The 17,426-nt window shown below is 46.7% G+C and carries 16 protein-coding genes; 8 read left to right on the top strand and 8 right to left on the bottom strand.

All coding sequences use genetic code 11. The features are described from left to right. Positions 1-171: 171 nt before the first annotated feature. Complete coding sequence (locus BJP58_RS25605) at positions 172-879, bottom strand: hypothetical protein (RefSeq protein WP_194541123.1); 708 nt, start codon at positions 877-879, stop codon at positions 172-174. 266 nt (positions 880-1,145) lie between these two features. On the opposite strand from BJP58_RS25605, the gene BJP58_RS25610 reads away from it, so the two are divergent. From BJP58_RS25610 to BJP58_RS25620, 3 genes are all read left to right on the top strand, one after another. Then, on the top strand, positions 1,146-1,490 hold the full coding sequence (locus BJP58_RS25610; RefSeq protein ID WP_194541124.1) for a DUF3221 domain-containing protein: 345 nt from the start codon (positions 1,146-1,148) through the stop codon (positions 1,488-1,490). Positions 1,491-2,050: 560 nt separating this feature from the next. Further along, positions 2,051-2,908 (top strand): hypothetical protein, encoded by an 858-nt coding sequence (locus tag BJP58_RS25615; protein ID WP_194541125.1) that lies wholly within the window; start codon positions 2,051-2,053, stop codon positions 2,906-2,908. Positions 2,909-3,001: 93 nt separating this feature from the next. Continuing rightward, positions 3,002-3,550 (top strand): delta-aminolevulinic acid dehydratase, encoded by a 549-nt coding sequence (locus BJP58_RS25620; protein ID WP_194541126.1) that lies wholly within the window; start codon positions 3,002-3,004, stop codon positions 3,548-3,550. Between the two features lie 101 nt (positions 3,551-3,651). Here BJP58_RS25620 and BJP58_RS25625 read toward each other — a convergent pair whose 3' ends face one another. The 5 genes from BJP58_RS25625 to BJP58_RS25645 all read right to left on the bottom strand — a co-directional run bounded on the left by BJP58_RS25625 (position 3,652) and on the right by BJP58_RS25645 (position 10,085). Then, positions 3,652-4,440 carry a response regulator transcription factor gene (locus BJP58_RS25625; protein WP_071221356.1) on the bottom strand — a complete coding sequence of 263 codons (789 nt, stop codon included), beginning with the start codon at positions 4,438-4,440 and terminating at the stop codon, positions 3,652-3,654. Continuing rightward, positions 4,433-6,133: a sensor histidine kinase gene (locus BJP58_RS25630; RefSeq protein WP_194541127.1), complete on the bottom strand. Its 1,701-nt coding sequence runs from the start codon at positions 6,131-6,133 to the stop codon at positions 4,433-4,435. The genes BJP58_RS25625 and BJP58_RS25630 overlap by 8 nt, the downstream gene beginning before the upstream one ends. A gap of 145 nt (positions 6,134-6,278) precedes the next feature. Beyond that, positions 6,279-7,934 carry an ABC transporter permease gene (locus tag BJP58_RS25635; protein ID WP_194541128.1) on the bottom strand — a complete coding sequence of 552 codons (1,656 nt, stop codon included), beginning with the start codon at positions 7,932-7,934 and terminating at the stop codon, positions 6,279-6,281. After that, positions 7,931-9,040 carry an ABC transporter ATP-binding protein gene (locus BJP58_RS25640; RefSeq protein WP_194541129.1) on the bottom strand — a complete coding sequence of 370 codons (1,110 nt, stop codon included), beginning with the start codon at positions 9,038-9,040 and terminating at the stop codon, positions 7,931-7,933. Before BJP58_RS25640 ends, BJP58_RS25635 begins: the two co-directional genes overlap by 4 nt. Before the next feature lie 22 nt (positions 9,041-9,062). Beyond that, positions 9,063-10,085, bottom strand: a complete 1,023-nt coding sequence (locus BJP58_RS25645) for an ABC transporter substrate-binding protein (protein WP_194541130.1) — start codon at positions 10,083-10,085, stop codon at positions 9,063-9,065. Positions 10,086-10,331: 246 nt separating this feature from the next. Here BJP58_RS25645 and BJP58_RS25650 point away from each other — a divergent pair, with 246 nt between their 5' ends. The 5 genes from BJP58_RS25650 to BJP58_RS25670 all read left to right on the top strand — a co-directional run bounded on the left by BJP58_RS25650 (position 10,332) and on the right by BJP58_RS25670 (position 15,949). Then, positions 10,332-10,559: a glycine zipper domain-containing protein gene (locus BJP58_RS25650; protein WP_194541131.1), complete on the top strand. Its 228-nt coding sequence runs from the start codon at positions 10,332-10,334 to the stop codon at positions 10,557-10,559. Between the two features lie 260 nt (positions 10,560-10,819). Beyond that, positions 10,820-11,194, top strand: coding sequence for a BlaI/MecI/CopY family transcriptional regulator (locus tag BJP58_RS25655; protein ID WP_194541132.1), 375 nt, complete (start codon positions 10,820-10,822; stop codon positions 11,192-11,194). A gap of 8 nt (positions 11,195-11,202) precedes the next feature. Beyond that, complete coding sequence (locus tag BJP58_RS25660) at positions 11,203-12,693, top strand: M56 family metallopeptidase (RefSeq protein WP_194541133.1); 1,491 nt, start codon at positions 11,203-11,205, stop codon at positions 12,691-12,693. 292 nt (positions 12,694-12,985) lie between these two features. Continuing rightward, entirely contained in the window at positions 12,986-13,861 is an 876-nt protein-coding gene (locus BJP58_RS25665) for a radical SAM/SPASM domain-containing protein (protein WP_194541134.1), read from the top strand. A 615-nt stretch (positions 13,862-14,476) separates the two neighbouring features. After that, on the top strand, positions 14,477-15,949 hold the full coding sequence (locus BJP58_RS25670; protein WP_194541135.1) for a DEAD/DEAH box helicase: 1,473 nt from the start codon (positions 14,477-14,479) through the stop codon (positions 15,947-15,949). Between the two features lie 113 nt (positions 15,950-16,062). Here the strand turns inward: BJP58_RS25670 and BJP58_RS25675 are convergent, their stop codons facing one another. Together BJP58_RS25675 and BJP58_RS25680 are read right to left on the bottom strand one after the other, a co-directional pair. Further along, on the bottom strand, positions 16,063-16,791 hold the full coding sequence (locus tag BJP58_RS25675) for a class I SAM-dependent methyltransferase (protein WP_194541136.1): 729 nt from the start codon (positions 16,789-16,791) through the stop codon (positions 16,063-16,065). Positions 16,792-16,816: 25 nt separating this feature from the next. Beyond that, on the bottom strand, positions 16,817-17,344 hold the full coding sequence (locus tag BJP58_RS25680; protein WP_233354763.1) for a cupin domain-containing protein: 528 nt from the start codon (positions 17,342-17,344) through the stop codon (positions 16,817-16,819). Positions 17,345-17,426: the final 82 nt, after the last annotated feature.

Consider the following 17,426-nt stretch of genomic DNA (forward strand, 5'->3'; position numbering starts at 1 on the left):
TGTTCGAATTTGTGTGAATTATTTCATCGAAAAAATGCACTATCAACCTTGATAGTGCATTTCCTCTAGCTAATCTATTCTGATATGAATTGTTTTTTTATTGCTTTACAATCAAATATAATACTAGTAAGGATGGTGGAGTCATTTCTCATAGAGCCAAGTTGGCTCTAATTATTTTGGACTCACTAATTCCTCACCCTTGACCCTCCAGATATCCGCACCGACTACAAAAGTATTGGATTCTTTATCATATGTCACTTCCTGCGCATCAAGCGCCTCGTTTAGACTCGTTGCAACGATATGAGCATTCTTGATTTTGTAAATTGATGTTTGGGCAGCAGTACCAACGGTAGCAATAATTTCATTGGTTCCGTCCTGGTCAACATCTGCTTCCACCGTATGCGCTTCAATTTGCAATACTTTTGGAGAATTTGTATCCGTTTGAATATAGTAACTAATTGGGCAATTAGCTCCACATGCTCCTGTTACTTTTATATAATTCTTATCAAGTGCATTAACTCGACTAATTGTGTATTGATCGGTATTTTCAGCAGAGTAACCAACTTGACCAATTTCAAAAATATTCGTTCCAATCTTTATAGCTGCAAAAATATTTTCATCATCTTGATTTTTTTGATAATAATAGGTAGTGTAATTATCTATCTCTTGTTTGAGTATGACTTTAGTCAAGTCTGTTTCAACATTTTTTTTAAGTGGTTTTTCTAGGTTCACTTCTGTGAAACTTAGGGAATATGGCATACGATGTTCGCCGATGTCAGATTCATCAATTGTTGAATTAGATACGAGGACATCAGACGCCTGATTGCAACCGGCGAGGAGACAAAATACTGTTAACAACGCTATTCCTATTCTTCTCACGTAGTACCCACCTTTTTTCGTGGTGTTTTAGTTTACAAATTTCATTATATTGGATATATGAATTCGAAAAGTTGATACTATGTATTTCTTTAAATAAATTTTAGTAACAATTTAGGGTCAAATAAGGATTTAACTAAAATATCTCCAGTGGATATTATCCCCTAATAAAGATGATTTATGGGATATCTTTTTAAAGAGTCTCCTAGGTGGAGAATATATAAAGTTCTTAGAGAGAAGTAAACAGTGAATATGTAAGGGGCAAACTAATGAAGAAAATAAAATGGATGCTAGTAATATGCTGTCTCCTCTTTATATTGAGCGCTTGTAATATTGTCGATTCCGATTACCAACAGATGCAAGGAGTCGTAAAAGAAGTCGATTCCCCAAATAACAGAATACTACTCATAGCCAATTTAACAGAGGGGGATTTAAAGAAAGATACGCAAGAAGTGATCAAATCTGGCGAATATAGGGAAGTCGTATGGGTGAGTAAGATTGATCCCTCAAAATTTACAGTTGGTGAAGAAATCATTGTTTACTATGAGACTAGGGAAGACTCTTATCCTGGCAAGATGGCAGCTAAAAAATACGAGAAGCTAGAGATCCAATAATATTGCCGATTTAAGCAGCACATTATAAAAAAAGTCCCAACACCTCCGCCAGCACCAGCTAAAGCTAAACCCTCCGCTTACTATTACGACCTCCTGTGTAGTGGAGGGGATCGAGTTTAAGGTAGACCATGCAAATTATACTGGTCAGAGAGTAAGAATTACCGCTGATACAGATCAATTAGAATCTCAGCCGCCAATTAGAGCAGTTAAAGAAATAGAAATAATCAAATAAAATGAATCCATATACACCCATTTAATGAAATAGGGAATCATGTTGTTAGTTATTCATAGGTAGAGGATTTTGCACGTGCCTTAATCCGAGGCTCAACATAAACGAAAGTGCGGTTCTCCGGTAATTAACGGCTTCACAACGTTATAAAACGCCTTCTTATGCGTAGGACTTGCGCCCAGCTCGATAATACCAGCTGGGCGCATTTTGCGTTATCAAATAGCCGCCAGCCATCATCATGCAATGGAAAGTTTCTTCAATAATATAAAGAGGAAAAAACACCATGAATTCGAATATACTCTAGAAACTATACGAAGAGAGGGATACGCTAATGGATATGCAGACGCTAGCAGAGAGAATGAGTGCAGGCGTGTTTAACGATATTCTGAAACGTGACTTTTCACAGGACATGATTTCTGAATTAGAACAGATGAACGCGGTCCAAATGGAAAACAAACTGAAATACATATTAGCCGTACCGATAGGTATATCCAAGCAGAGGGTATTCGAATATCTTCAATTGTATTATTCGGCCTCTTGGCAGAATCTTTTCATGGAGCTGAATATACCCCGTGCGTTAAGTCTTTTGGAGGTTGGTGCCGGTGATGTTGTTTACATTCCAAAGGCTTTAGATGCTTATTCCAACAACATGGGCACCTATGTGACTGCCAATCTCAACAGGGATCTGACACGAAACTTTCAGGAGAAAACGAAAGGGATGGACGTCAGTATACGGGTTGTTGAGGACGATGCAGCCAATGTCGGTTTATATTATCCGGAGTCCTCTTTTGACGTTGTCGCTTATCACCACGCTATTAACGATATCATCCAGACCATTATCGCGGATCGTGAGGGCATTGATACAGTAAATCAAGATTGGTGGACAATCGAACCTCAAATGTTACAAGCTGTTATGGATTATCACCGAAAAGGCATATTGAAGGATGCAGCATATCATGCGTTTATCCAAATCATTGACACAAGCCGTAAGCAGTTAAAAAGAGGGGGATACATGATATTCGATAACATTACTTATTCTGGATATGATGAAATGGGGTATTCCTCTGAATTCCACAGCAACTATATCCAACTGGCTAGAAGCTGGATTAGCGAAGCGAATCTAGGATTGGAAGAGGTTGAAGTCGAATCGTATGATAAGCAATGGTGGATGATACTGAGAAAAGTGTGATGACTGGTTGAAAAAGGAAATGCGGTCGGCAATAATAGAATGGGCTCCAATTCCAAATCCATATAATTATCATTGTCAGGAGTTGATACAGAAGTGAGTAAGCCTGTTATGCAGGTCGCTCTGGTCGTCGGACCGGATTGCGACATGGAGAGCCAAGCGGTAAGGGCGGCTCTGGAGTATTTTGGGGTGCGCGTCTTTACATACTGGATCGGGACGCCGAATGATCTGATCTCCGTCTTGTCAGGCGTTGATCTATATGAAGGCACCGATATGATCCTGTTGAATTTTCACGGGGATGAAGGCAGCTTGATTATGCCGGAGCTCGGCGAAGAGGTATACGAGGAGGAGGAGCCGAAGGGCGACTTCGGGGCAGATGAGGTTCGGCGCTATGCGAAGCTGGACGGGAAGACGGTAATCGCGAACGGCTGCTCGCTGGGGGATCCAGCACTGGCCGAAGCTTTCCTGGAGCGGGGCTGCAAGATGTATATCGGGCCGGATGACTATCCGGACGGCAACGATGCGCTGATGTTTGTTCTGCGGCTGTTCTATGAGATTGTTCAGCAGGGACGGGACGTGAAGGAAGCCTTTGCCCAAGCTGTAGCGATGAGTGATGAACTATCCATGTACCGTTTGTATGAATGATAGCAATCATAGATAAAGATTCCACACCCCTGCTCATGTCTTGCAGGGGTGTGTGCAAATATAAGTACGATCGAGCACCTCTCGTATCTAGATTACCCGTTCTATCCATTCTTCTCCTCGAAATATTCCTGATACTGGCTCGGCGTGACGTGGGCGTACTTCTTGAAGATGCTTATAAAATACTTGTAATCGCTAAATCCGATATCCTGCGCGATGGTATAAACTTTGTTATCGCCTGACTTCAGTAATTCGATCGATTTCTGGATGCGATAACGATTGAGAAATTCATTGAAGGTATAGCTGGTCTCTGCCTTGAATTTCTGGTTCAGGTAATAGGCGCTTAAGCCGATCTCCTCCACGAGATCATGAATGCTGATCTTCTTGGCATAATTCTCCTGTACATAGGCGATCATTTTGGCCACGTATTTCGAGGTTTTGGTTTCCTTCTCCAGAAACTTGCTGTTTAGAATCTCTTCTTTTTCCTGCGGATGGTTCGAGATCACTTCATATTTGCGGATTAAATCCACTTTAGCTTTGGCCGATTCGAGTGCCGCGACCAGCTGCTCGTCCTCTAAGGGCTTTACCAGAAACTCGCTCACGCCTAACTGGAGCGCCTGCTGCGCAAGGTGGAATTCATTATAACCGGAGATAATAATGCTGCTGAAGGTATGCTGCTTGAGGCCTTCCCGAATCATCGAGATGCCATCCATGATCGGCATGGTGATGTCGGTTATGACGATATCCGGCTTGAGCTCGCAGATCTTCTCGTAACCATCCTGACCATTCAACCCTTCCTCAATGACGATGCAATCGTATTGAACCCAATCGATGCTGAATCGGATGCCCCTGCGAATCATATCCTCATCTTCGACCAGCAGTACTTTAAACATGATATCCACTCCATTCGTAAGGAATTGTTAGTGCCACGCAGGTGCCTTTTCCTTGCGCGCTGTCAATGTGGATGCCGGATTCTTCACCATATAGAAGAACTAAACGACGGTGAACGTTATACAGCCCGATATGCTGCGTCGTGTTCGTCTGGCTTTGCAAAATCTGATTCACTTCCTGCAGTTTCTCTTTACTCATGCCTTGCCCGTTGTCGCGAACCTCCAGAATGAGCTTGCCGTTGGAGGTGTAGATGTTAATCTCAATCAGCACATCACTTTGATTCTCATAGCCATATTTGATAGCGTTTTCGATAATCGGCTGCAGCAGAAGCTTGGGGACGTATACATCCAGCGTTTCCTCCGCTACGGCAATCCGGTATTCCAGCCGATCATTGAACCGAATTTGCTGCAGCTTTAGATAATCCCGTACATAATTCATGTCATTTTTCAGTTGAACATTGCGATCATGTCCGATGCTGTACCTTAACAAGCGGGATAGAATCAGCACGATGTCCTGGGCCTGATTGGCATCGATCTTAATGGCATAGCGCAGGGTTTCCAGAACATTAAAAATAAAATGCGGATGGAACTGCGATTGCAGCTGCTTCACCTCAATAATGGTGCGAAGCTCCGACAGCTCTTTATTTTTCTCGATCAATTCTTTCAGCCGATCCAGCATCACATTGTACTCATCGCCCAGAATTTGAAACTCGTCATTTGTCTGAATATCGACATAGCCATTGAAGTTACCTTCGCGCAGCTGTGCCAAGGCATGAATTAATTTATCGATGGATTCGGAATTGCGCGTCGACATTTTGTTCGCCAGGAACTGGATCAACACCCACAGCAGCAGGCTGGCCGCAAGGACAAAGAAAGACACCGTATAATAGGTGTATTGCTCCGATTTATAGGAGTTCAGCGTAATGACTTGAATCGGTGTGTCAGGGATTCGTTTGGCATACATATAATACTTGCCTTCGTTCAGCAGAACATGTCCCCTGTTATCGAGCTTGGGGCTGAATTTGTTGAGAACCCCTTTGGTCACATTGCTGGTCGTGGCAATAATGGTGTTATGTTCATCCGTGATCATGGCAATCTCATTATTTTGTTCGAAAATCATCTTCTGAATGTCGGATTCATACAGCTGATAGATGATATAGCCTATCGTCCGCTTGTCCTTCACGATGGCTTTGCCAAACGTGTAGCTCGTATCGCGGTCATGCGAATAACGAAAACTGTTCATTTCGGTAAGCGTGTCGCCGGGCCGCTGATCGATCCGATGAATGAGATTGCCGAAGGCAAAATTGGAATACAGTGCATCCGCCGGGGCGGAGCTTGCCAGAAAGACCCCGTCCGTATTGACGATATGAAAAATACTCTTTACCTTCTGCCGGTTGTTGAAATCATAGAAGGCAGAGTACACCTGTTCGCTGCCCAGATGCGAGCTTACATAATTGATCACGGTAGGAGAAACGGCCATCCGGTGAATCTCCTCGTCGTACTGCTGATACACGCCGGAAATGGACTGACTGATGGACTGGGCGGCTTCGGTCGTTTTTTGGGTTAGGTTCATTCTGCCATTAATAATCGTGAACGCCAAAAACAATACGATTAAGATGGAGAACGGGATCATCGTATAGATGCGAAATAAATGACGGGTTGATTCCTTGAAATTACGATAATGTGTTGGTTTCATGCTGCCCTCCATCTGCGATAAGGCCCTCGATCCTATTATACTGACTCGCGGTAACCGCAGATAATCCAAATACATCCAAGCCGGACCTTCATGCTGCAGGTGCCGACTTGGATGTAGTCTTTCGTTATGAATTCTTCTCTTCACATTACATGGAAACTTCCTTTTGTCCGGAGAGCTTCAGGAAGACGAGCAGCGACACGACCGTAATGACGGTAAGAATGGTTGACAGCGCTGCCGCCACGCCGTAGTTTCCGCGGATGACCTCGGTGTAGATGGCAACCGTTACGGTCTTGGTCTTGCCTGTATAAAGAATGATTGAGGTGCTTAGTTCGGTGATGATGGTAATCCAGCTTAAGATCGCGCCGGAGACGACGCCTGCCAGCATCATCGGAAGCGTGATCTTGAAGAACGTCTTCATCTGGGAAGCGCCCAGACTGATCGCCGCTTCCTCGATCCCATCGTTAATCTGATGCAGAATGGCCGCACTGGATCGAATCGTATAAGGCAGCCGCCGGATGACAAACGAAATGATCATGATGACGGCTGTTCCGCTTAGCGCCAGCGGCTTATTGTTGAACGTGATCAATAGAGCAATCCCGAGTATGGAACCGGGAACGATATACGGGAACATTGTGAAAATGTCCAATGTGTTCGTCAGTGCATTCTTCCTGCGAACGGTTACGTAAGCAATCAGTATCGCTAACAGAATGATGGCGACCAGCGAGACGATGGCCAGAAAGAACGTGTTCAGAATGACGCCGCCAATATTACTGAAAGCCTCTTGATAGCTTTGGAGCGAAAATCCTTTTACAAAGATTCTGCCGTTAGATTTCAGGAACGAAGTATAGATGACATAGAGCTGCGGCAGCAGTGCGATTAACGTATACAGATAGATAACGGCATGAGCCGCAATGTTGCCGATCCCCTTCTTCTTCTTGGCTTCGATCGGATGCAGTGCACTCATCGTAAAGGATTTGCGATTGGCTACGAATTTTTGCAGTAGAAATATCGTGGTGGCGAACAGAACGACGATGACACTGATCGCTGCCGCAAAGCCGTCGTCGCCCCCGACCTCACTGATGAACTCGTTAAAGATCAGTACAGGCACGGTCTTGTATCCCTCACCGATCAGCATCGGCGTACCAAAATCGGCAAGCGCACGCATGAAGACGAGCAGGCCGCCTGCCAGCAGGGTTGGCGTAATGAGCGGAAGGAGCACTTTGCGCATTTTGCCTAAGCCTGTATAACCCATGCTCTCGGCTGCTTCCATCAACGATTGATCCATATTCTTCAGTGCGCCGGACACATACATGAAGATCAGAGGAACCATCTGCAAGGTTAAGACCACCAAGATCCCCGTAAATCCGTAGATATCCGGCATCGTAATGCCGAATGTGCTGCTAACGAATTTCGTAATGACGCCGCTTCTGCCCAGCAGCAGGATCCAGGAGTAAGCGCCAATGAAAGGAGCCGACATCGAGGAGATCAGAATCATGACCCGAATGGCCGAACTGCCTTTAATCTTCACCGTTGCCATGATGTAGGCCAGCGGCGTTGCGATAATGGCGGCAAGCAAGGTAACGCTGACGGTAACTTTCACGCTGTTGAACAGCGCGTTTAAATAATAGGGCTTACTGAAAAACTTCGTGAAATAGGCGAGGGAAAAATCGCCTGTCGTACCGTTGTACACACTCTTGAACAGCATCGTAAACAAAGGCAGAGCGAGAAAAAGAATGTAGAATACAAAGATCAGTAACGAAATGTTGGTCCAGACGTCAAATCGTTTGCGCGTCTCTCTCATAGCCGAGCGCCCCTAGTATAGTTCAGTTCGCCTGCCGCATCATAGACATTGATCTTCTCTTTTTTCACTTTGAGATAGATGACTTGGCCAGGTTCGAGGATCTGTGACGTTTTCGATTCCTGCGTGATCTCCATGCGTTGACCGGACGACAAGTCCACAAAATAATGGGTGTTCTGCCCCAGAAATACGCTGTGCACAATCGTTGCTTTCATGCCGGTTTGGTCCTCGGTTAGAATGAACTCTTCCGGCCGAACCGAGATTTGAACGTTAAGTGTATCAGCCTTGGCATCGGATTTCGGAACCTCGATGTTAGACAGCTCTTCCATATAGCCGGAGCCGAAGTGCAGGACATGGCTGTCTGCCAATTTGGTTAAAGTACCGCCAAGAATGTTGGTACGGCCGATAAAGGTTGCAACGAATACGTTTGCAGGACGCTGGTAAATCTCCTGTGGTGTTCCGAGATGCTGAATCACGCCGGATTTCATGACCGCGATGCGGTCGGATACCGCCATGGCTTCCTCCTGATCGTGCGTAACGTAGACGGTTGTAATCCCGACTTCTCGCTGAATGTCTTTAATGGCATTACGCATGTCGACCCGAAGCTTGGCATCCAGGTTGGATAGAGGCTCATCCATCAGCAGGACATCCGGGCGGATGACGATCGCTCTGGCTAGCGCAACGCGCTGCTGCTGGCCGCCGGACAGATTCTTCGGCATACGATCTTTATAGGGCTCAATCTGAACGACCTTTAAGATCTCATCCACCTTGGCGTTAATCTCCGCTTTGGATAATTTTCGATTCTCCAGTCCGAACGCGATGTTTCCTTTGACGGTTAAGTGAGGGAAGATCGCATAGCTCTGAAAGACCATCCCGATATTCCGCTTGCCCGGTTCCACCTGGTTAATGACGCGCTCGTTAAAATGAATGGTTCCGCCTTCAATGCTGTTGAAGCCGGCGATCATGCGCAGCAGTGTCGTCTTGCCGCACCCGGAAGGCCCGAGAAGGGTGAAGAATTCACCCTTTTTAATCTCCAGGGACAGCTCGGGAATGACGGTTGTGTCGCCGTATTTTTTGATTAGGTCTTGAATGGTTATGGTTACGCTCATGGTTGTCACCTGATTCTATAGTTTATTTAACGCTAGTGAACAAATCGACATAACGCTCTACGATCTCGGATTTATGCTCGCTGACATAGTCTGTGTCTTCATCAATCATGTGAATTTCTTCATAAGGCTTCATGTGGTCGCCAAGCTTCGTATCCTGGCGGAGCGGACGATTCGTTAATTGCGTCCCGAATGCATCCTGAGCTTCTTGAGACAGAATGAAGTCGATGAATTTCTTGGCGTTGTCCATATGCGGTGCATCTTTGATAATGGCAGATCCCGCATCCAGGAATACCGCGCCTTCTTTTGGATATACGATTTCTACCGGAGCTCCGTTCTTTACATAGGTGCTGGAAGGGTCTTCATAGGTAAGGCCGACCACATATTCACCGTCTGCCACGCTTTTGTGAACAGCACCGGAACCGCTCGCGATTTTGCCGTCCAGGTTCTCGATCAGCTGACCGACGTAGTTCCAGCCTTGTTCATTCTCATAATCGCCGCCCATCGCTTTCAACATATTGGTTAACTGGGCGAAAGCGGAGCTTGAGCTTGCCGGATCAGCGGAGGCAATCTTCCCTTTGAGCTGCGGGTTCAACAAATCCGCATAACCTTCGATTTTGATGTCGCCGATTAGATTTTTGTTCACGAGCAGCACGCTGCCATCCGAGATATAAGGAGTAGCGAAGCCCGACGTATTGCGGTGACCTTCCATTAAGTTCTTGTCTTCAGGTGATACGGAAGGCTCGTATAAAGCTTCATTTTCACGGAAACCGGCCATAGAACCGCCGAACATCACGTCAGCGTAAGGGTTTTGCTTCTCGGACTGTAAGCGCTTAATAATTTCGCCGGTACCAGCCGTTACAAGCTCAACCGTAATCCCGGTCTGCTTCTCGAACATCGGGATGATGGTCTTGATGATCTCCTCGCTATTCGGACTGTAGATGACGAGTTTATTAGACGAAGCCGAGTCGGGCTCGCTGCTTCCGCAACCGCTTAGCGCCCCCATAATCAACACGCAGGTTAACAGTAAAATCGACAGCTTTTTCATGTATAATCCCCCTTGAACAAAGTTCATTTCGTAATTGCATGTTCATTGTAGCAAGCTTGGTACCGTTTACATAATCCCATAATCCGCAAACATCGTCTAAAATACGCAACCTAATTTGGAGTAGAAGAGATCTGGGCCGATATACTTTTAAAGAATTCTTTCAGACTCGTTAGGGCAAGATATGGTTTGGAACAACGTCTGGCAAGATGGAGCTGTTCCTATCACAATGTCGAGGGAGTGAGATGGATGGCTAATAAAAACGATCGTAATCAAAAGGTTGATTCTGACCGCGACACGACCAACATGGATATTGAAGCTGGAGAAGCTTTAGGAACAGCTGGCGGCGGCGCGGTGGGTGCTGCTGTAGGTTCCGTTCTGGGTCCAATCGGCACGATTGCCGGCGGTATCGCAGGCGCAGCATTGGGAAACAAAGCTGGCGACGCTGTAGACAATGACGACAACGATTCAAAATAAACGGCGTTAACACTTCCATCTGTACGAGTACAAATAAGAGGACCCAAGGAATATAGGTGCCCTCAATAATTTGAGCTGTTATGTAGATAAGAACCGCGCTCTCGCGCGGTTCTTTAATTTTACGTATAAGTTCAATGTAGTAGTAAATTTCAACTTCCTTCGCTTGACATATCACTACGTGATGTAGTAGGTTATAATCACTACATCGTGTAGTGATTAAGTTCGTTATGGACGCATAACGACGTAAAGAGGTGTTCACCGTGAACCAAGTTCAAAAATTATCGGATACCGAAATGGAGCTAATGGAGGTGATTTGGGAGTGTACGCCGCCTGTCACATCCACCGAATTGCTCGCTCTGTTTGCCGAGAGAGGTAGGGAATGGAAGGCACAGACCATCTCCACCTTCTTATCGCGTTTGGTGGACAAAGGGGCGCTCACGGCTACAAGGGATGGGCGGACCAATAAATATACGCCTCGCATTTCGCCTGAAGATTATAAGCTTATGGAAACGCAGCATGTTCTGGACGGATTATATCAAGGCTCGGTTAAAAATCTAATTTCAGCTTTGTATGACGGCGAAAAGCTTTCAGATGAAGATATTGCAGAGCTGAAGCAATGGTTTTCGCAAAAGTAGGGGGGCTTATGAATACGATTCTTGAAACGCTGTTTACCCTTACCGCTGCTGGAAGTGCCGTCGTAGCCAGCATGCTTGTCCTGCGGATCGTATCCGTCCATGCCTTTCCTACAAAGTGGCGTTATGGAATGAACAAAATGGCAATAGGCTTTTATCTTTTACCCGTAGTCCTTGGTATTCAGTGGATCTTGCCGCTTTTTACATTCAATGCAACAGCAACCGTTCCCATCGTGAACGAGCTGCCTTCAACTGTGCAGCATGCGCTGCCCGGTCCATATTCAGGGATTCATCCGGAGCCGCTCATCCGAGATCAGACCATATCAGCAAACATAGCACTTCCCCTGATTGTCCTATGGGCAGTCGGCGCTATAGCTTTTGCTGCATGGCAGATGTATTGTTATCGCAGATTTTTAAAGAAACTAGAACATACACGTACCAACGTTCCGACAAGCAGCGAAGCAGCCAAACAGCTCTCCTTCATTAAGGAAGCCCTTGGTGTGAAAAGCAGTGTCAGGCTTGCCTACAGCTCCATCATTCGGAGTCCTGTTCTTGTCGGCCTATGGAAACCAACCATTTATCTCCCTATAGAGAATACCGTTAACGTGGACATGGTGATCCGACATGAGTTGATCCATCTGAAACGGAAAGATTTATGGGTCAAAGCGTTTACGCTCGGAGCAAGCGCCGTGCATTGGTTTAACCCTTTGGTGCACATTCTTCGCAAGGACATTCATATATGGAGCGAGCTGTCTTGTGATGAAGAGGTCGTAAAAGAGATGTCCTATGCCGAGCGAAAACGCTATGGGGAGACGATCTTAAGCGTCATGGCAGGATCAAGGAATTTACCCGTGCAATTCTGTGCCTCCTTATCCGGTGACGGCAAACAATTAAAGAGGAGATTAATGATGATGCTGAATGTAAAGAAACAAAAAAAGAAAACGATGTATCTCACGATAACAGCAGTGTTTTTGGTTGCTGCAATTAGCACATCCGCAGCGGCATGGGCTTCTAACCATACGCCCAGAGTCATTGGAAATGAGGAAAGTCATGCTGAAGCTCAACGACAAGAAGCTGCCCCTAGGCCGGTACCTCCTGAAACCGTCGTTGAGAGTGAAGGAAACGATGTTGAAACTCAGCTGGAGGAAGCTCGTCCTGCACCTGTTGTAGAGCATGAAGGAAGCAATGTTGCAGCTCTTTCACAAGAAGCTCGTCCTGTACCTGTTGTAGAGCATGAAGGAAGCAAAGTTGTAGCTCCTCCACAAGAAGTTCGTCTTGTACCTGTTGTAGAGCATGAAGGAAGCAATGTTGTAGCTCCTCCACAAGAAGTTCGTCTTGTACCTGTTGTAGAGCATGAAGGAAGCAATGTTGTAGCTCCTCTTCAAGAAGCTGCCCCTTCGGAGGCGGTCGTTGAGAGTGAAGGAGACCAAGATGTAGCTCCTCCAACAGTTCGTCCTGTAGACGATCCACACGAGCTCCCCCAGGTAGTTCCATCACGGTAAGATTTATAACGCCTGAAGAACTTGCCGAGTATGATTTTGATAAATAAGAAACCTCATTTTAAAAAGAGCGCTGTCATTAGGGCAGTGCTTTTTTGTGGCTTGTATCACTACTTATCAATGTTGATAAAACTAAAGTAGCAGGCGATTAATCTAATTTGGCTTCATACAGAATGGCTCAGATAGCATCTGTAGTTGTAGCTGTATAAGCCCGCCTATGGTACGATATGAAGGATTGGCAAGCGACTCAGCTAGCGAATCATGCGATCATAGACATGGGATTGGGGATAACATCTTGAAGACGTTTAAGAAAGTTTACATAGAAATTACGAGTATTTGTAATCTGGCCTGCACGTTCTGCCCGCCGACGGAGCGCAAGGCCAACTTCATTAAAGTGGAAGACTTTGCGAGAAGATTGGATGAGATCAAGCCGCATACGAGTTACATTTATCTGCATGTGAAGGGGGAGCCGCTGCTCCATCCGAAGATCGATGAGCTGCTGGATATCAGCCATGAAAAAGGGTTCAAGGTCAACATTACGACCAACGGCACGTTGATCGCGAAGAACCGGCATAAGCTGCTGGGCAAGCCGGCCTTAAGACAGATGAACTTCTCGCTTCACAGCTTTGATGGTCATGTCGGGTCCACGGACCGTGAGGGATATTTGCGGGAGATTCTATCCTTTGTTCGTGCTGCCGAGGAGCATAAAGTCATCTTCTCGTTCCGTTTGTGGAATCTGACCCAGGACAACCAAACGAACCTGGAGAAGAGCCGCAATCGCCAGACACTCGAAATTTTGGAGCAGGAATTCAACCTGGACTACCGAATCGAGGAAAAGGTTGAACCCGGCGGCGGCGTGAAGGTCGCCGACCATGTCTATCTGAATCAGGATTATGAGTTTCAGTGGCCAAGTCTGACAGCCCCGGAGGATGAAGGCAAAGGCTTCTGCCATGCGCTTCGCAGCCAGGCGGCCATTCTGGTAGACGGGACGGTCGTGCCGTGCTGTCTGGATGGGGAAGGGGTCATCAACTTGGGCAATATCCATCAGAAGTCCTTCTCGGAGATCGTTGACGGGGAGCGGGCGAACAATCTTGTGGATGGATTTTCGCGCCGGGAAGCTGTTGAGGAGTTATGCAGAAAATGCGGGTATCGGCAGCGGTTTGGGGCATAACTGGAACTGGATATAAAGACGTAGTGTACGTTTAGAAAATAGGAACAGTGCCGTCATAAAAAACGATCCATAATATAATTGGATCGTTTTTTGTGTAATGATTTAGTTTATTATGGGTTTTTCGCATATTCAGACTTATAATTGGATAAACATGATTTTTCAAGCTGGAGTTACTCTTTGAATTACTTAAAAACAGGAATTCGGGGAGGCAGTATAAATGAATAACAACTGTGATCATGAACGAGAAGAACTTGAGAACAAACTAAGGAAAGAGTATGAAAAAAATGCAATTTTGAATTTTTCACAATCCATTGGAAAAACAATGATTGGTCATCAAACAGGATGCTTAACTACGCTAATAGCAATATTTATCATATTCCTAATTTTCTTCTTGAATAAGTAAAATCAATGATCCAAAGAAAGGGGGGTTGAATGAAATTTTGCGGTAGATAATAGCCGAAACAAGAGGCGGAGAAAAATTCCGCTTCTTTTTTTATACTAAAGTATGGTATCGTTATATGTTATGACGTAAAGGAACGGCTTGTGGAGACTCTATATGAGATGCCCCATGTTACGTGATGAGACAATATAGGTATTCACCTTAAAGGAGACCCCATGACATTTCAAGATTTAAATATATCCCCCGTGATTCTCAAGGCTTTAGCGAAGGAGAATTACAAGACGCCAACGCCTATTCAGGCTCAGGCGATCCCGGCTGTGTTGGCCGGCAGAGATTTGCTGGGCTGCGCGCAGACCGGAACAGGGAAGACCGCCGCTTTTTCGGTACCGATGATTCAGCTGTTGAACGAACAACCCCCTAAACCAGGGATGGCGCGCCGTATTCGCGCGTTGGTGTTGTCGCCGACCCGGGAGCTTGCCCTGCAAATTTCGGATAACGTGAAAGCCTACAGTCAGTTCACAAAGCTGCGGTCGACGGCCATTGTTGGCGGCGTTTCGCAAAAAACACAGGAGCGGGCGCTTCAGCAAGGAGCGGACATCCTCATTGCTACGCCAGGCAGACTTCTGGATCTCATGAATCAGAAGCGTGTCGATCTGCAGCATGTGGAGATTCTGGTGCTGGACGAGGCTGACCGGATGCTTGATATGGGCTTTATTCATGACGTAAAACGAATTATTGCCAAAATGCCGAGCAAAAGACAAACGCTGTTCTTCTCGGCTACTATGCCTGCGGAGATTACCCAGCTTGTCAAAACCTTATTGCAAAACCCTGTAAAAGTAGAGATTACGCCGGTTTCATCAACGGCCGAACGGATCAAGCAATCGGTGTACCTGCTGGAAACAGGAAATAAGCAGAAACAGTTGAATGAGCTGATGAAGGACCCATCCATCGTGTCGGCCCTGGTCTTCACACGTACAAAGCGCGGGGCTGACCGGGTTGTTCGCGATCTGACGAAGGTGAACATCTCTGCACAAGCCATTCACGGGAATAAATCGCAGGTCAGCCGTCAGACGGCACTCAAAAATTTCAAAAGCGGGGAAACCCGGGTTCTGGTGGCTACGGATATTGCGGCGCGAGGCATTGATATCGACGAGCTGTCGCATGTCATTAACTTTAACCTTCCGAACATTCCGGAAACGTACGTTCACCGGATTGGCCGGACGGGGCGTGCGGGACTGAGCGGAACGGCGATATCGTTCTGCGAAGTGGACGAGGTGCCTTTTCTCCGGGATATCGAGAAGTTAATCGGCAAGTCCATTCCCGAAGTGAAGGACCATGCCTTCCCGATGTCAGGATCATTAAGAGCAGCCAAGGTAGACCGATCGCCGAAATCGGGCTCGGCCAAACCCGGAAAAGCCAAATCAGCAGCAGTTAGACCTGCTAAACCGAAGGCCGATGCCACCCGTAAGCCAAAGACCGACACGGCTCGTAAACCGAAGTCAGACGCGGCTCGCCATTCGAGCACGAATTCGGCACGTAACCCGAAGGCGGAAGTTGTTCTTAATCCGTATTCAGAGATGGCACGTAAGTTCAAAGCGGAAGCGGTTCATAACCCTAAGGACGGTCAAGCCCGTAAACGCAAGTCCGGTGGATTCAACAAGGGAAGCAAGACCGGCAGACCCCAGTAAGAGGAAAAGACGCGTAGGCGTTCCCCGGCCTCCCTGACAATCATCCTAAACTTAAGAAGCACCCTGTTCCACTTGTGATGGAAGGGTGCTTTTTTTTCGGAATGGAATGGGAGTTACGCGCTCTTTCTCCCCGCCAGAAACAGGAACAGTGGAATTCTGCGCCTGCGCTCATAGGTTTCCTCGTGTATGAAATGTTCTCGCACGGGACTGGATTCCCTAAGCTGCTCCACGATAAAGCCGGCTTCCTGCATCGCCCTGAAATAATCCTCGACGGTTCGATGGTACTTGTGAACGGTACCGCCGAGCCATTGCTGCTCCCGGTAGCCTTCGATGAAGTAGTTGTCCACCACCCAATTCGTTCTGGTACCGGACGGCTGAAGCGTGGAGGTAATAACGGGATGCTCGACAGAGAAGACAAACCTGCCGTTCGGCTTCAAGCTCTGATAAATGCATTGAAAGACGCGCTCGATATCCTGCAGATAATGAATGGCGAGCCTGGAGAGCACCAGATCATAGGAATCGCGGGGATATGTAAAGTCCTCGAGCCTCGTGTGTACAACGGTTCCGTTGCAGCCGGCGAGATTGTTCGAAGCGGCTTCCACCATATTACGGGAACCCTCGATTCCTACATATGATGCACATCCTTTTTCCAACAATTCCACGCCAAAGCCAGCATCGCCGCAACCCAGGTCTAATACAAGCTGGTCTGAGACATCTCCCAGCAGCTGCCAGATGATGGGCTTCTCCAATGTATCGTTGGCATTCTCCTGCCCTTGCCGTCGCTGCATGTAGTTCTCGAAGTTCGTATCGTTGTCATAAAAATCGGATCCGTTATAGCTCATAGGCACCTCCTGCTTGGAATGATCCTTACACTCGATATTTCAGAAGATCAGCCAGCCGTGCTAATCCACCTAACACAGCCGTCTGCAAAATCCGGGGCGGTCCCGCGAGGTACCCATCCATAACTCTCCAAGCGGCACCGAGCCATAAAGGGTTCGACGGAATCCCCTTGTTGTTAAGTTTGCCTTCACATTCCAATTTGTGAATAAGCTCAAACATGTTCCAATGTTGTCCCGGAGGGCGAATCTCATGCAGGGCAACCAGTCGGTCTGTGCTAACATTCCAGAATTGGTGAATCTGTGTCGGAAGGATGCGGGCCTGCCCCCCTTGCTCTACGATCGTCTCTTCTCCGTTAATCACAAATCGCATAAGCCCCTCTTGTACAGTAAATGTTTCTTGCAGAACCGGATGCCAATGCGGGCCGTTCATCGGACCTTGCTTAACAATCGTATGTTGTACCAAGAGATAGTCCCCTTGGTCGTCGGTGCCGCTGTCGAGTAAGGTTACGGTTCGACCATCAGGATGAACAAGGGTTTTTCCTGTCACATGACTCACCTCAATCCGTTATTTTGGATAATAGGGGATGATTTCCTTATGGTTCATTATAACGGAACGTTCCTCCCGGAATAATACCTAG

Source organism: Paenibacillus sp. JZ16, from assembly GCF_015326965.1.
In the GTDB taxonomy this organism is placed as follows: Bacteria; Bacillota; Bacilli; order Paenibacillales; family Paenibacillaceae; genus Paenibacillus_AQ.

Bases quoted from the DNA above. Each gene is read 5' to 3' on its own strand.
- BJP58_RS25645 (WP_194541130.1), bottom strand. From the start codon at position 10,085: ATGAAAAAGCTGTCGATTTTACTGTTAACCTGCGTGTTGATTATGGGG.
- BJP58_RS25610 (WP_194541124.1), top strand. From the start codon at position 1,146: ATGAAGAAAATAAAATGGATGCTAGTAATATGCTGTCTCCTCTTTATA.
- BJP58_RS25630 (WP_194541127.1), bottom strand. From the start codon at position 6,133: ATGAAACCAACACATTATCGTAATTTCAAGGAATCAACCCGTCATTTA.
- BJP58_RS25635 (WP_194541128.1), bottom strand. From the start codon at position 7,934: ATGAGAGAGACGCGCAAACGATTTGACGTCTGGACCAACATTTCGTTA.
- BJP58_RS25615 (WP_194541125.1), top strand. From the start codon at position 2,051: ATGGATATGCAGACGCTAGCAGAGAGAATGAGTGCAGGCGTGTTTAAC.
- BJP58_RS25675 (WP_194541136.1), bottom strand. From the start codon at position 16,791: ATGAGCTATAACGGATCCGATTTTTATGACAACGATACGAACTTCGAG.
- BJP58_RS25650 (WP_194541131.1), top strand. From the start codon at position 10,332: ATGGCTAATAAAAACGATCGTAATCAAAAGGTTGATTCTGACCGCGAC.
- BJP58_RS25660 (WP_194541133.1), top strand. From the start codon at position 11,203: ATGAATACGATTCTTGAAACGCTGTTTACCCTTACCGCTGCTGGAAGT.
- BJP58_RS25625 (WP_071221356.1), bottom strand. From the start codon at position 4,440: ATGTTTAAAGTACTGCTGGTCGAAGATGAGGATATGATTCGCAGGGGC.
- BJP58_RS25670 (WP_194541135.1), top strand. From the start codon at position 14,477: ATGACATTTCAAGATTTAAATATATCCCCCGTGATTCTCAAGGCTTTA.
- BJP58_RS25640 (WP_194541129.1), bottom strand. From the start codon at position 9,040: ATGAGCGTAACCATAACCATTCAAGACCTAATCAAAAAATACGGCGAC.